The organism is Flavivirga eckloniae (assembly GCF_002886045.1).
GTDB lineage: Bacteria > Bacteroidota > Bacteroidia > Flavobacteriales > Flavobacteriaceae > Flavivirga > Flavivirga eckloniae.
This window is the reverse complement of the sequence record NZ_CP025791.1, coordinates 5501571-5516283: the sequence shown is the minus strand read 5'-3', so window position 1 is coordinate 5516283 and position 14713 is coordinate 5501571. Positions and strand designations below refer to the sequence as shown.

12 protein-coding genes are annotated in these 14713 nt (G+C 33.9%); 7 read left to right on the top strand and 5 right to left on the bottom strand.

Annotated elements, in window-relative coordinates:
• Window positions 1-78: 78 nt before the first annotated feature.
• From C1H87_RS22660 to C1H87_RS22650, 3 genes are all read left to right on the top strand, one after another.
• The gene (locus C1H87_RS22660) at window positions 79-621 is read left to right on the top strand and encodes a DUF4269 domain-containing protein (protein ID WP_102758009.1); all 543 of its coding nucleotides are present in this window, start codon (window positions 79-81) and stop codon (window positions 619-621) included.
• On the top strand, window positions 608-1420 hold the full coding sequence (locus C1H87_RS22655; RefSeq protein ID WP_102758008.1) for an AraC family transcriptional regulator: 813 nt from the start codon (window positions 608-610) through the stop codon (window positions 1418-1420). The genes C1H87_RS22660 and C1H87_RS22655 overlap by 14 nt, the downstream gene beginning before the upstream one ends.
• Window positions 1421-1570: 150 nt before the next feature.
• The gene (locus tag C1H87_RS22650) at window positions 1571-1951 is read left to right on the top strand and encodes a VOC family protein (protein ID WP_102758371.1); all 381 of its coding nucleotides are present in this window, start codon (window positions 1571-1573) and stop codon (window positions 1949-1951) included.
• A gap of 3 nt (window positions 1952-1954) precedes the next feature.
• Here C1H87_RS22650 and C1H87_RS22645 read toward each other — a convergent pair whose 3' ends face one another.
• Both C1H87_RS22645 and C1H87_RS22640 read right to left on the bottom strand, forming a co-directional pair.
• Window positions 1955-4402 (bottom strand): hypothetical protein, encoded by a 2448-nt coding sequence (locus C1H87_RS22645; RefSeq protein WP_158655336.1) that lies wholly within the window; start codon window positions 4400-4402, stop codon window positions 1955-1957.
• A 249-nt stretch (window positions 4403-4651) separates the two neighbouring features.
• Window positions 4652-5863, bottom strand: a complete 1212-nt coding sequence (locus C1H87_RS22640) for a TlpA disulfide reductase family protein (protein ID WP_102758006.1) — start codon at window positions 5861-5863, stop codon at window positions 4652-4654.
• A 151-nt stretch (window positions 5864-6014) separates the two neighbouring features.
• On the opposite strand from C1H87_RS22640, the gene pheT reads away from it, so the two are divergent.
• Window positions 6015-8441: a phenylalanine--tRNA ligase subunit beta gene (gene pheT, locus C1H87_RS22635; protein WP_102758005.1), complete on the top strand. Its 2427-nt coding sequence runs from the start codon at window positions 6015-6017 to the stop codon at window positions 8439-8441.
• A 41-nt stretch (window positions 8442-8482) separates the two neighbouring features.
• The gene (locus C1H87_RS22630; RefSeq protein ID WP_158655335.1) at window positions 8483-9301 is read left to right on the top strand and encodes a phosphatase PAP2 family protein; all 819 of its coding nucleotides are present in this window, start codon (window positions 8483-8485) and stop codon (window positions 9299-9301) included.
• A 154-nt stretch (window positions 9302-9455) separates the two neighbouring features.
• Here C1H87_RS22630 and C1H87_RS22625 read toward each other — a convergent pair whose 3' ends face one another.
• Window positions 9456-10220: a hypothetical protein gene (locus tag C1H87_RS22625; RefSeq protein ID WP_158655334.1), complete on the bottom strand. Its 765-nt coding sequence runs from the start codon at window positions 10218-10220 to the stop codon at window positions 9456-9458.
• A 292-nt stretch (window positions 10221-10512) separates the two neighbouring features.
• Between C1H87_RS22625 and C1H87_RS22620 the strand changes: the two genes are divergently transcribed.
• Window positions 10513-10767 carry a DUF2007 domain-containing protein gene (locus C1H87_RS22620; RefSeq protein ID WP_233783257.1) on the top strand — a complete coding sequence of 85 codons (255 nt, stop codon included), beginning with the start codon at window positions 10513-10515 and terminating at the stop codon, window positions 10765-10767.
• A gap of 148 nt (window positions 10768-10915) precedes the next feature.
• On the opposite strand, the gene C1H87_RS22615 is transcribed toward C1H87_RS22620, so the two are convergent.
• A complete protein-coding gene (locus C1H87_RS22615) occupies window positions 10916-12541 on the bottom strand; it encodes an ABC-F family ATP-binding cassette domain-containing protein (RefSeq protein ID WP_102758001.1) in 1626 nt (541 codons plus the stop codon).
• Between the two features lie 289 nt (window positions 12542-12830).
• Here C1H87_RS22615 and C1H87_RS22610 point away from each other — a divergent pair, with 289 nt between their 5' ends.
• Complete coding sequence (locus tag C1H87_RS22610; RefSeq protein WP_102758000.1) at window positions 12831-14249, top strand: TlpA family protein disulfide reductase; 1419 nt, start codon at window positions 12831-12833, stop codon at window positions 14247-14249.
• Window positions 14250-14262: 13 nt separating this feature from the next.
• Here the strand turns inward: C1H87_RS22610 and C1H87_RS22605 are convergent, their stop codons facing one another.
• Window positions 14263-14679 (bottom strand): hypothetical protein, encoded by a 417-nt coding sequence (locus C1H87_RS22605; RefSeq protein ID WP_102757999.1) that lies wholly within the window; start codon window positions 14677-14679, stop codon window positions 14263-14265.
• Window positions 14680-14713 lie beyond the last annotated feature (34 nt).

The window sequence follows — 14713 nt, the reverse complement described above, 5'->3', positions numbered from 1 at the left end:
TGTTGTTTATGTATATTTGATATGTTTAATAAAAATTAAATCTTCCAGATATAGAAACATAATAACCAACAACTGTTAATGATAACAGATTTTACAAATATCGAATATTTAAAGTCGGGTAATGAACGTCAAAAAAAAGCTTATCAAGAACTTAAAAAGTTAAAGATTTTTGAAAAGCTAAAAACATACGATCCGATTTTAACCGGAACGATTCCGATTGAAATTGACTTACCAGAAAGTGATTTGGATATTATTTGTGAATGTAAAGATCATCTGGAATTCTCGAAACATCTAACCGAATTGTTTGCTAATAAAAAAGATTTTAAACTTAAATCGAATTGTTATTACAACATGGAATCGACAATAGCCAAATTTAAATCTAGGGATTTTAAAATTGAAATTTTCGGACAAAATGTCCCTACCAGAAAGCAGCATGCATATCGGCATATGCTTATTGAGTACGACATATTGAATCAAAAAGGAAGCCACTTTAAAACCAATATAAAAAAACTTAAATCTGAGGGACTTAACACGGAAGCTGCATTCGCAAAATTATTGAGTATTAGTGGCAATCCTTACGAAGCATTATTAAACATTAAAATAACAGGTGAAAGCATTTGAATCGATAAAAGAGTTTTACAAACCCATTCAACCTACGGTAAAGACAGAACATAAAGGAATCGTATATCAAGAAATTCATCCTGAAAAAAACCTCGAAAATTTTGTTTACTGTTTCTGGCAATTAAAAACACGGTCAATTTTAGATACTCCTTTTGTTTACCAAGTGGTTTCAGATGGATGTATTGACATTTTTTTTGACAAAAATCTTCCTTCTGAAAATTTCGTGATGGGATTTTGCAGAAAATATACAGAGTTTTCTATTGGTAAAACATTCAATTATATCGGAATTCGATTTCTGCCTTCTGCATTTCCGCTTTTATTTGGTGTTAATGCTAAAGACTTAAGCAATAAATCCCAAGAGCTAAAACTGGTTTTACCTGAGTTTGCCAGCTGGATAAATACAAGTATCAACACAAAACAGTCATTCGAAAAAATTATAGATCTTTTAAATTCTAAATTGTTCGAAAAAATTAAAAATCGAACATTCGATTTTGATGCTCGCTTCTTTAAAGCTCTAAATCTGATTCTTAAAAAAAAGGGCGTATTAGAAACCGAAAGTGATCTAACAACTGGGTTAAGTCCAAGACAACTTCGTAGAATATTTAATTTTTATATAGGTACAACACCTAAAGCATTCAGTAAAGTCATCCGTTTTCAGCACATACTAAATGCTAAACCTTCCAGCCAAAGCCTTAAAGAAAATAAACTATTCTACGATGCTGGCTTTTACGACCAAGCACATTTCATTAAAGATTTTAAAAACTTTTATGGTGTAACACCAACCATAGCCTTTCAATAGATTTTGTCCGATTTTTACAATCCACACGTAACCAATCGCTCTAAATTTGTGTAAATAAAACACTTAGACATGCGAAAAACAATAATTATGGCTTTTTTGGTTATTACTAACATCTCCAATAGTCAGGAACATCAGCAAAACATTAAATCTATGAAACTCAACGCAGGAATCATTACAGACAAATTAGCAGAAACCAAAGCATTTTACACTCAATATTTAAACTTTGGAGTAACTTTTGAAAACGAGTTTTACCTTTTAATGCATACCCCAAATAAATCTGCAGAAATCAGTTTTTTACAACCAAATCACCCCAGTCAAAAGCCTGTTTTTCAATCGCCTTTTATGGGCAAGGGCGTATATTTAACCATAGAAGTAAAAAACGTAGACGACGTTTACAACCAATTAAAAAGCAAAGGTATTGCCATAGAAATAGAGCTTCGTGATGAACCCTGGGGAGACAGGCACTTTGCAATTGTAGATCCTAACGGAATTGGTATCGATATTGTTACATATACTGCCCCAGAAGAATAGTAACTATTCAATACATTTCAGCTTATCAATAAAAAACTCTTTATAATCTATATCCGTAATATTAAGAGTTCCCTCGGTCCCCTTTAATAGTATCGACTTAATTGGGGACTTTTTTAAATGTAAGATATGAGATTTAGTAAGGTTTCCCTTAAACAAGAACTTTCCACATTCCATGTTCCAAGTATGATAAAACGTAATGGTTTTATTATTTTCAAGCGTTACTCTTACAGACGATCGATTACGGGTAAAATAACTAACGCATCCCAAATCTACTGGAGAGTTTATAAATATACTTGCCTGTTGTCCATACTTATAGAGTTCCACTTCTAAATTATCACTTATTGAATAAGGATCCGTTCGTATATGCTGTTTTTTATAAAACTCATCATACATATTTATAGTATAATGGCATGTATTTCGAAATTTATCTCTTTTTAAACTGGTATTTTCGTTTACTTCTGTAGTTACCGATTCTTGCTGAACTTTTGGAACCTCCTTGGCTTTAATGATAGAATCCTTAATTCTTAATTGTTCTTTTAACACAGCTTCTCGCTTTCTTGCTTGCTCCAATAATTGCTGTTGATGTTGAGAATCCTGAACACGTTGCTTTTCTTTTAATTCCGCTTCCCGCTTTCTGGCTTCTTCCAATAACTTTTGCTGGTGTTCGGCTGCTTCTTTGGCTTTAAGGATTGAATCCTGAACCCTTAACCGTTCCATTAACTCTGCTTCTCGTTTTCTAGCTTGTACTAATAACTCTTGCTTCCGTCTGGCTTCTTCCTTTGCTTTAGTAATCGAATCTTGAATACGTTGCTTTTCCTTTAGTTCTGCTGCGCGCTTAGCCTGTTCCAACAACTCCTGCTTGCGTTCGGCTTCCTCTTTGGCTTTAACTATAGAATCCTGTATGCGTTGTTTTTCTTTTAACTCAGCAGCTTCTCGTCTAGCTTTTTCTAATAATTCCTGTTGGCGCTTAGCAATAGCTTCTGCTTTAACTATCGAATCCCGGATACGCTGCTTTTCCTTTAGTTCTGCTGCTCGCTTAGCCTGTTCTAATAACTCCTGCTTGCGTTTGGCTTCCTCTTTGGCTTTGACAATAGAATCCTGTATACGCTGTTTTTCTTTTAATTCAGCAGCTTCTCGTCTAGCCTTTTCCAATAGTTCCTGTTGCTGCTTAGCGATAGCTTCTGCTTTAACTATCGAATCCCGAATACGCTGTTTTTCTTTTAATTCGGCAGCTTCTCGTCTAGCCTTTTCCAATAGTTCCTGTTGCTGCTTAGCGATAGCTTCTGCTTTAACTATCGAATCCCGGATACGTTGCTTTTCCTTTAGTTCTGCTGCTCGCTTAGCCTGTTCCAACAACTCTCGTTGGCGTTTGGCTTCCTCTTTGGCTTTGACAATAGAATCCTGTATACGCTGTTTTTCTTTTAATTCAGCAGCTTCTCGTCTAGCCTTTTCCAATAATTCTTGTTGGCGCTTAGCAATAACCTCTGCTTTAACTATCGAATCCCGAATACGTTGTTTTTCTTTTAATTCAGCAGCTTCTCGTCTGGCCTTTTCCAATAATTCTTGTTGGCGCTTAGCGATAGCTTCTGCTTTAACTATCGAATCCCGGATACGCTGCTTTTCCTTTAGTTCTGCCGATCGCTTAGCCTGTTCTAACAATTCCTGCTTACGCTTGGCTTCTTCTCTTACTTTGGCAATCGAATCCTGTATACGCTGTTTTTCTTTTAATTCGGCAGCTTCTCGTCTAGCCTTTTCAAGCAGCTCTTGTTGGCGCTTGGCTATGGCTTTTGCTTTTGCTACCGAATCCCGAATACGCTGCTTTTCCTTTAGTTCTGCTGCTCGCTTAGCCTGTTCTAATAACTCCTGCTTGCGTTTGGCTTCTTCTCTTACTTTAGCAATCGAATCTTGTACGCGCTGTTTTTCTTTTAATTCTGCTTCTCGTCTTGCTTTTTCCAACAGCTCTTGTCGGCGCTTAGCTGCTTCCTTAACTTTAAGTATCGAATCTTGAATACGCTGCTTTTCCTTTAACTCGGCTTCCCGCTTTCTAGTTTCTTTAGCTTTAACAATAGAGTCTTGTTTTCTTTTTTCGTCTTCTTTCTTCTTAATTATAGCGGCTATCTTGTTCTTTCTATTTTCTTCTTCCTTAATCGCTTCTTCAAATTCCTTTTTTTCATTAGCGTAATACAAATCCATCATGTCTTCATTAACTTCTAAAAAATCGGAATTCACAAAACCAACCCATTCCTTGTACACAATTTTATAGATATCCTTGCCTAAATAAGCTGTAACTGTACATGATTCATTCTCTTTAAATTCGGCTAAAGGTTGCGACGTATCAAATGGTTTTTTATACATACTGCCGTCCTCATAAAAAGTAGTGGGTATAGCTACTTCTTGAGAAAAAACACTATGAGTTACCATAATGCAAATAACCAGAGAGAAAAGTTTCATATGGATTAATTAAAGAAGGTGTAAATATAATATATTAAACCAATAACAAAGCAATGTAAATTAAATCGAAAAAAAGATAATGCGCTCTAAGTGAATAGACTATTTACGTGCTTCAAAAATAGCACCACAAATTCAAAAAAAGCTCAATATTTATAGATACAATAGCAACATTTAGTTTTTTGCTTACGACCTTGTAAACAAAAAAACTTTAGGAGTAATACTTTTTAAAATGGAGGGGATAATTGAAAATTACTCTGCTAATAACTCATTAACAAAACTTGAAAACTCTGTTTTAAAAGCAACATATTTTTCACCAGTAGCAGGACCATTAAAACCTGTATGAATTTTTCTTACCTCACCCGTTTTATCAATAAATATAGTTGTTGGATACGACAGTACATGATTAAGCATAGGCAACTTTTCTTGAGCTTTTACCTTACTTGAAGAGCCGTACTGTGCTAACAAAACGGGGTATGTTATCCCGGTTTTATCTTTTAAACGTTTAATATTATTAAAAGCTGCTTCCTCGGTTTTTACATACTCAAAAGCCAAAGCTATTATTTCTATATCCTTATCCGGATTGTTTTTATAAAACTCGGAATAAAACTTACTCTCATCTAAACAATTAGGACACCAGGTTCCCATAATTTGTACTAAAACGACTTTATCTTTAAAGCGCTCATCGTTTAAAGAAACCATAGTTCCGGTTTCGTCGGGGAATGAAAACGCTACTTTATCGTAGCCTTCTTTTAAAAAGGTAAGGGTATTAGCATCAGGTAACTCATAAGTTTCATTACGTTTGGCCGTAAATGGCTCCTTAAAATGGTTTCCAGAATAAAACGTACCAACCATAGTACTATCGGTTACTGTAGCTGTGAATAAAAATGCATGAGCACCATCAAACGTTGATAGTTTAAGTTGATTACCATCTAAAACACCTTCCAAATAACGATAATCCCCTGTGGTTGTTCTAAAGGTTCCGGTAACGATATGCCCCTTCTGACTAAAAATTCCTTTAGCAATGTATCTATCCTCTTCAACTTTCGGACTAAAAACTGCCTCCCAATTTCCTGAAATTTCGTTTGTAGGTTTTTCCGAAGTATCGAATCGAACCGTATTCTTTTCAGCAGAAAAAGCCATGATTCTATTTAACCCAGCTTTCACAAAACTTCCTGTAAGAGCACCATCTTCAATTTTAGCAACTAAATAACCTTCAAAAACAGGCATTTTAATATATACCGAATCATTTTTATAAGTAACATCCTCAACTTCAATAATCTCTTCGGCATTTAGAATGTTTAATTTATTTTCAGAAATTACTTCGAAATTAAACGGTAAATTTTCAGTTTCATTTACTTTTAATAAAGCACGATACGTCCCCGTTTGTAATGTGTTTGTTTTTGCTTCTTGCTTGCAAGCCAAAACGAAAAGAGCTAAAAAGACTATGGTAATGTATCTCATAAAATCTATTTGAATGGTATTATTCGAAATAACGACACAATACTAACAAATAAAAAATAATATTTACTTCATTAATACCACAAATTAAAAGCAATGTTTGAATGCTAGCTTCAATATTTTATCTTTGCACTCTTAAAATAGCAAATGTTTTATGAAAATTTCTTACAATTGGTTAAAACAGTTTTTAAAAACTGAATGGACTCCAGAACAAACTAGTGAATTACTTACAGATCTAGGTCTTGAAATTGAAGGTGTAGAAAACTACCAATCTGTTAAAGGTGGCTTGGAAGGTGTCGTTGTTGGAAAGGTTTTAACTTGTGTTAAACACCCTAATGCCGATAAACTAAAATTAACCACTGTAGATGTAGGAGGTGAATCTCCTTTACAAATTGTTTGTGGTGCACCCAATGTAGGTGTTGGACAAAAAGTTCCTGTTGCCACTATTGGAACAACGCTTTATACGCCAGAAGGAGAATCCTGGACCATAAAAAAAGGAAAAATACGTGGTGAAGAAAGTCATGGAATGATTTGCGCCGAAGATGAATTAGGCTTAGGAAAATCCCATGATGGCATTATGGTTTTAGATGCCAATGTAAAAGTAGGAACACTTGCTGCAGATATTTTTGATATAGAAAACGATCAGGTTTTCGAAATTGGGCTTACACCTAATAGAGCAGATGCCATGAGCCATTTAGGAACGGCTCGCGACCTTAAAGCTGGTTTAATTCAGAAGGATCTTAATTTGGAACTTATCACGCCATCGGTTAGTGCCTTTCGTGTAGATAACCGTACCCTGAAAATTGATATCAATGTAGAAAATAAAGATTTAGCTCCTCGGTATTGTGGTGTGACTATATCTGGCATAAAGGTTAAAGAATCGCCTGCCTGGTTACAGCACCGTTTAAAAGCCATTGGATTAAGTCCTATAAACAATATTGTAGATGCAACAAATTATGTGTTGCACGATTTAGGGCAACCTTTGCATGCGTTTGATGCTGTAAAGATTTCTGGCAATAAGGTAAAAGTAAAAACCTTACCTACCGGAACAAAATTTACTACTTTAGATGGTGTAGAGCGTGAGTTGCACAAAGATGACCTTATGATTTGTGATGCCGAAAAACCCATGTGTATTGCCGGAGTTTTTGGTGGTATTGATTCTGGGGTTACAGAAGCTACTACGAGTATCTTTTTAGAGAGTGCCTATTTTAACCCTGTTAGTATTCGTAAATCTGCGAAAAGACACGGACTAAATACTGATGCTTCTTTTAGATTTGAGCGAGGTATCGACCCTAATATTACGGAGTATGCATTAAAACGTGCTGCTTTATTGATTCAGGAAATTGCTGGTGGAGAAATTACTAGCGATTTAATCGACCTTTATCCTAATAAGATTAAAGATTTTGAGGTACGCTTAAGCTTTGAGAATGCTAAAAAGCTAATCGGTGAAGAAATTCCTAAAGAGATTATAAAACGCATTCTAGCCTCTTTAGACATTAAAGTAAATAACGTTACCGAAACGGGCTTAGGTTTAACCGTTCCGGCTTATAGAAATGATGTACAACGCGAAGCAGATATTATTGAGGAGATACTGCGTGTGTACGGATACAATAACATTAAAACCACTAAAAAACTAAACGCGTCTATTTCGGGTACATCAAAATTCGAAGATTATAAAATACAGAATATTGTAGGCAATCAATTAGTCTCACAAGGGTTTTACGAAACACTTTCTAATTCGCTAACAACTCCTAATTATACCGCTTTAAGCGAACAACTAAAGGAAGAACACAATATTACCATTCTTAATTCTTTAAGTAATGATTTATCGGTTTTAAGACAATCGTTATTGTTTTCCGGATTGGAAGCCATTTCGTTTAACATTAATAGAAAACGTGGCGATTTAAAGCTCTTTGAATTTGGTAAAACTTATCATGGTTTCGGAGATAAAAAAGAAGAGTTTAAGCACTTATCGCTTTTTGTAACAGGAAACGATACGGCAGAGAGTTGGCATAGCCCAAGTAAAAAAGGCGATTTCTTTCTTATAAAAGGCTATATTATTACTGTATTAGAGCGTTTGGGGATTTCGAGATTTAATGAAACCCCAGTTAAAAACGACTTTTTTAGTGAAGGTCTAGAATTTAGTTTGGGTAAAACCAAATTGGTTGACTTTGGATTAATAAAAAAGCAAATATTAAAACATTTCGATATTTCACAGGATGTACTATTTGCAAATTTTAATTGGGATGCCATTCTAGATTTAGTTAAGCATAATACTATTAAGTTTAATTCTATTCCTAAATACCCGGAAGTACGTCGTGATTTTGCTTTGTTATTGGATGATAAGGTTACGTTTGAATCTATATACAAAATCGCGAAACAAAGCGAGAAGAAGTTGCTAAAACATGTCAATCTATTTGATGTGTATCAAGGTAAAAACTTGCCAAAAGGTAAAAAGAGTTATGCCGTTAGTTTTACATTGCAAGACGAAAACAAAACGCTTAACGATAAGCAGATTGATAAAATAATGAGCAAGCTACAAGCTAACTTTGAAAAACAACTTGGGGCGGAGCTGAGATAAATATGATGTTGCGAACAAGGATCACTCTAACAATTATTCTCTTGGTTTCTTTTAAATTGAGTGCCCAGGAGATAGCCTTAGAAAAGAAAAAGAAGGACACCACATCGATTGGTCGATTAGCTGTATATGATGCCAAACAAGCTTTTTTGGGAGTTACACATGCTTTTAGCAGACCATTCCATTGGAAAAAGAAAGACTTTGCGACTTTGGGTGCTATTACCTTGGGATCACTTGCGCTTTCTACCATTGATGATGAAGGCAGTGCTTTCTTTGTTCGTCAGGAACCAGACGTACCAAACCTATTTCAAGAAGTAGGTACTCGGTTTGGTAGTCCACAGGTCTATTTTATTGCAAACGCTGGACTTTACGGCTTTGGGTTATTCACTAAAAATGAGAAAATTAGGAAAACAAGTGTTTTAATAATTTCATCGTCATTTACCGCTGGACTCATACAAAGTTTGAGTAAAACGGCTTTTGGTAGAGCTCGACCAGGGAACATCTATAAAAGCACCGAATTCAGATTTTGGTCGAATGAACCAGAATTCCATTCATTTCCATCAGGACATACTGTTCTATCAGTTACCATGAGTCATGCTATAGCAAAACAGTTTAACAATACGTGGTCTAAAGTTGGTATTTATACCCTAGGTTCCATTGCTCCTATCTCAAGATTATTTTCTGGAGCTCATTGGCTTACAGATGTTGCTTTAGGAGCCGTTTTAAGCATTGTTGTTGTAGATTCTGTAGATAAGTTTCTCTTTAGTACCAAAGCTTATGATTACCAGGTAAAGGAAAAGAACCGCATTTCTTGGAAACTTCATTTTTCTGGGAATAAAATTGGCGTTATAGGCACATTTTAACTATTCTAATTGCTGCTATTACATCAAAACAAACTCTTTGGTTGTGTACTATAAAAAAGAGCTTGCCAAATACTTTATACATCATGTTTAAAGTTTATTTGAACAAGCTCAACCTTAAAAGCAATCTATGTATTTACAAATGGTTTCCTTTATTTTATAAAAAGGAAATTATTAGTTTATTTGAAGCAGCATTCCTTCTTTCGTCATTAGTCATACCTGAACTTCCGGCCCATCCTGTAGTTCTATGACCAAGCTTAATAGCATTGGTAGATCCTAAAAAGCTAGCCACATAAACTTTTACTTTTATCGTATAAGTCCCAGGTGGTAACGCAATCGTATGAGAAAATGTAGAATTATTCATCAAAAGACGAAAACTATTACCTCCAGGACTGTGAATCATAGGTAAATAATTAGATGAATCTGGATCATTAACTCCGTTAATATCAAGTATAGTAAACATTTGAGCAAACCCATCGCTAGTACTAGAATTATTCTGACCGACAAACAAAGTCCAGTCCATCCTCACGGTTTCTTCCTCTAAAATTGTGAATGTTCTTGTTAGGTCTGGAACATCAACCCAAGAAGTCGATTCATTAAGAGTTAAAGCACTATCAGAAACAATTACAGAGGGTATGGTCGTATTATCTACTTCATTTAAGCACTCCCAGTTTGGAACACCAGGAGACCCTATATTCACAGAAGTACATTTATTAGTAGTATCGTAAACCATTAGTCCAGTTGCTGGATTAATAATATTGTTCTTTTGAACATTGGTCATACGAGGAGGTAACAGCCCTTTATCAGAACTATCAACATCTAATATGGCAGAGTTATTAGGTGTTACGGTTCCAATTCCAACTTGGGCATAAGTCATAGAAATTAAACAAATCAATAAGTAAGTTAAGGTAATTTTTTTCATTTTTTATAATAATTAGGGGTATAAGTATGAACAATTATACATAAAAAAGAAACAAATCACAACTAACTGATTACAAATACGTTGAAGTGTTGCCATTCGTCTAAGGCTAGTTGTATTACAACTTATTAAAGAAAATAAACATACAAATAAAAAGAATGCATTTACACAACAAACATGTAAACACCTATAAGTCAACAAATAAACCGTGAGATGTTATTTGTTATTTGTTTTTTGTACTATTGAAAATTTAACATGATTAACCAACGGTTTCTATTAAATTTTGTACCTTTAAGTGATACAGTACACTATGGAAGATTCTAATTATATAAAAATATTTACCGGAGATTTTATAATCGTTCAACGCATTATTGATGAGCTGAAAGCTATTAATATTCATGCCATTGTTAAAGATACTACCGAGTCTGCTCGTTTGGCTGGTTTTGGTGGTGGTATTTTACCCGGCTTTCAGGAAGTTTTCGTAAATAAAGATGAACTAGATCAAGCCGTTCTTGTTGTACAAAGCATAACTTCTCAACTAGATACATAGAAACAAAAAAGGTATTCTAACCTTTCCTATTAAAATACCGATAATGTTTAATAAGTAAGAACAAAGACAACCAGCATTTATTCATAATTTGCTGGTTAAAACTCTAAACTCTCAGAATAAATGATAAAGTTTTGTACGCTGTTAACCTTTAAACCGCTACAGTGTACATTTTATTACGAAGTTCTTTAATTTTAGAATCTTGCATGTACTCATCAAACGTAGTGTATCTATCAATAATACCGTTTGGTGTTAACTCTACAACTCTATTTGCTACAGTTTGCGCGAATTCATGATCGTGCGTGGTAAACAAAATAGTGCCTTTAAAGTTTTTTAATGAATTATTAAAGGCCGTGATACTCTCTAAGTCCAAATGGTTTGTAGGCTCATCTAATTGAAGTACATTAGCTCTGGTCATCATCATTCTAGATAACATGCAACGTACTTTCTCTCCCCCAGATAGTACAGACGATTTCTTAAAAGCTTCTTCCCCACTAAAAATCATTTTACCTAAGAAACCACGAATATTAACTTCTTCTCTTTCTTCTTCAGTTTTTGCCCATTGGCGCAACCAATCAATTAAGTTTAAATCGTTGTTAAAAAACTCGCTATTATCCAGTGGTAAATAAGACTGCGTTGTTGTTACGCCCCAAGCAAATTTACCTGTATCTGCCTTTACTTTGTCGTTTAATATTTGATAAAATGCTGTTGTAGCTCTAGAGTCTCTAGAAAAAACCACAACCTTGTCGCCTTTAGCCAGATTTAAATCTATATCTTTAAATAAGGTCTCACCTTCGGCAGATGCTGCCAAACCTTCAATATTAAGAATTTGGTCTCCTGCTTCTCTATCGCGTTCAAAAATAATGGCCGGATATCTACGAGAAGTAGGTCTTATATCGTCAATATTAAGCTTATCTATCATCTTTTTTCTACTGGTAGCCTGCTTACTTTTAGCAACATTGGCAGAAAAACGTCTGATAAACTCCTCCAACTCCTTTTTCTTTTCTTCTGCCTTCTTATTTTGCTGTGCACGTTGACGAGCAGCTAATTGAGAGGATTCATACCAAAAGGTATAGTTTCCTGAATAATGGTTAATTTTTCCAAAATCAATATCAGAAATATGCGTACATACGGCATCTAAAAAGTGACGGTCGTGCGATACTACTATAACGCAATTATCGTAATTAGCTAAGAAATTTTCAAGCCAAGAAATAGTTTCATAATCCAAATCGTTTGTTGGCTCATCCATAATTAAAACATCTGGATTACCAAACAGTGCTTGTGCCAATAGTACACGTACCTTTTGTTTTCCATCCATATCTCCCATTAAGGTATAATGAAATTCTTCCTTAATACCTAAATTAGACAACAAAGCCGCGGCATCACTATCAGCATTCCATCCGTTCATTTCTTCAAACTGTACCTGAAGCTCTCCTATTTTCTCTGCATTTTCATCTGAATAATCTGCATATAATGCATCCATTTCAGATTTAATCTTAAATAATGGTTTGTTACCCATTAAAACCGTTTCTAAAACAGTGTGCTCATCATATAGGTTATGATTTTGCTCTAAAACCGACATACGCTTTCCAGACTCTAAAGAAACATGACCAGATGTGGCTTCTTGCTTACCCGAAAGGATCCTTAAAAATGTTGACTTTCCAGAACCATTGGCTCCAATAATTCCGTAGCAATTACCATTGTTAAAGGTCGTGTTTACTTCGTCAAAAAGAATGCGTTTCCCGAATTGAACTGAAAGGTTTGATACTGATAACATAAGGGTTATTTTATTATTTATTCAGATATAGTTACTCTTATAACTACAGATTTTCATTAATATAAACTAATAAGGTATGCTTTAACACACACCTTAATTATAAGTTTTTGCAAAAGTAGAGAATTCTAATGGTACAATGAAACTTAGATACGCTCTTTTTTATGCAAAAGATTTTCCTACGCCCAGTTACATCAATATTTAACAACGCATTAACAGCTCTTTATAAATACAACCTATATTTTTGTATAGTAATATATATTAATTGTTTTAATATGATTAGGGGGATTTTATGAAATTATATTTTTCAATATTATTAGCTCTACTAACACTTTTAAATTGTAAAGAACATAAAAGTGATAAGGAGACTAATTATGCATATTTTGGTGGGGAAATTATTAACCCTACAGCCAATTATGTGGTGTTATTTAAATCTGAAACAACTATTGATACTATAATACTAGACGGTAGAAATAGATTTTTGTATAAGGTTAACGATTTAGAAACTGGGTTATACTCATTTAGGCATGGCAATGAATATCAAATGATATTGTTAGAACCTCAGGATAGTATTCTTTTTAGGTTAAACACTTTGGACTTTGATGAGTCGCTTGTTTTTACTGGTAAAGGCGCTAAAAAAAATAATTATTTAATAAATGAGTATTTAGAAAACGAGCTTGAAGAAAAATATATTTTTAAGCTTTGCCAATTAACACCCACCATTTACCAAAACCGTATAGATTCCATAAAAGCCATAAAGATTAAAAAGTTTGATGCTTTTAAAAACAAATACAACCCTTCTCCGCTATTTAAAAAAATTGCGCAAACCAATATAGACTATGGTTATTATTCTAGTAAAGAAGTGTATCCGTTTGTGCATTATGGTAAGAATAAAAAAGCGATTTTAAAATCGCTTCCAGAGGACTTTTACGATTATAGAAAAAACATAAGTTATAATGATAATCTAACCAGCAGTTACTATAAGTACAATACGTTTTTAAAATATAGCCTTAGTAATATGTCTTTAACACGACATACTATAAATTGCGGCGAATCGCATTTTAACCGATATTCCTTATGTTATAATTTAGATAGATTAAAACTTATAGATAGTGTTATTACAAACACTTCTATTAAAGACGATCTGCTTTATGGGTTTGCCATAAATTTTATATCGAACAATAAAAAAGTAGAGAACAATAAAGCTATTTTAAAATCTTTTTTAAGCAAAAGCAAAAATGAAAAAGACAAAGAACTGTTAACAAGTTTTGTTAACGCTTTGTATAACTTAAAAAATGGCTCTACTATACCTAACGTTGAGCTTATAAATTATAATAGTGAAGCATCTGATATGAATTCGATTATAAAAGCTCCTACTGTAATTTGTTTTTGGTCTCATACGTTTTATAAACACTTTAAAAAATGCCATAACGAGATTAAAAAGCTAAAAAGAAAATTCCCCGAAGTTACTTTTGTTGTTATCAACATTGATGATTACGGCGTAGAAAAATCTAAAAAGTCGTTAAAAGTGAACCGCTTTGCTTTTGATAATGAATACATGTTTAAAAACCCTGAGGAAGCTAACAAAACTCTAGCTATTCACCCAATAACAAAAGCTATAATAGTAGACAAAAACAAGAAAATAGCTCATAACAATGCGAACATTTTTTCTGTAAAATTCGAGAAACAACTTTTAGAATTACTAAACTAAGTCAATTCCTTTTTTAATCGATATATAGTGTATACGTTCTAGAGGTTTCGTCTGTACATAATGGTCCATTAACTCTATCATCTTCATATGGATCATAATGAGGTACAACCTCTAAGAAAACCCTAATGGCAAATCGTCCAGATTCTTTTGGAACACCTTTAAAAAGAACCTCCCTATGCCTGTTGTAGAAAACTTCTATCCCTTCTGGTAATCTTCCAGAAACGTCAAAATAGTAATCGTAAGCATTATCGTTTACTTCATTCTTTATTTCTGCCGAAATAAAGTCTGAATAATATTCATCTACAAGTCCAACACTTAAGTCTTTGTCATGCAGTTCTGGTCTTACGTTAACAATACAATCTAAAACGTCGTCACAACCACTAAGAGAGAAAAAGGAAACTAAGAGAATAATAAGTATGTATCGTTTCATTTTTTTTATTTTGAAACAATAATATCAAAGAACA

Bases quoted from the DNA above. Each gene is read 5' to 3' on its own strand.
- C1H87_RS22660 (WP_102758009.1), top strand. From the start codon at position 79: ATGATAACAGATTTTACAAATATCGAATATTTAAAGTCGGGTAATGAA.
- C1H87_RS22650 (WP_102758371.1), top strand. From the start codon at position 1,571: ATGAAACTCAACGCAGGAATCATTACAGACAAATTAGCAGAAACCAAA.
- C1H87_RS22645 (WP_158655336.1), bottom strand. From the start codon at position 4,402: ATGAAACTTTTCTCTCTGGTTATTTGCATTATGGTAACTCATAGTGTT.
- C1H87_RS22640 (WP_102758006.1), bottom strand. From the start codon at position 5,863: ATGAGATACATTACCATAGTCTTTTTAGCTCTTTTCGTTTTGGCTTGC.
- pheT (WP_102758005.1), top strand. From the start codon at position 6,015: ATGAAAATTTCTTACAATTGGTTAAAACAGTTTTTAAAAACTGAATGG.
- C1H87_RS22625 (WP_158655334.1), bottom strand. From the start codon at position 10,220: ATGAAAAAAATTACCTTAACTTACTTATTGATTTGTTTAATTTCTATG.
- C1H87_RS22615 (WP_102758001.1), bottom strand. From the start codon at position 12,541: ATGTTATCAGTATCAAACCTTTCAGTTCAATTCGGGAAACGCATTCTT.
- C1H87_RS22610 (WP_102758000.1), top strand. From the start codon at position 12,831: ATGAAATTATATTTTTCAATATTATTAGCTCTACTAACACTTTTAAAT.
- C1H87_RS22605 (WP_102757999.1), bottom strand. From the start codon at position 14,679: ATGAAACGATACATACTTATTATTCTCTTAGTTTCCTTTTTCTCTCTT.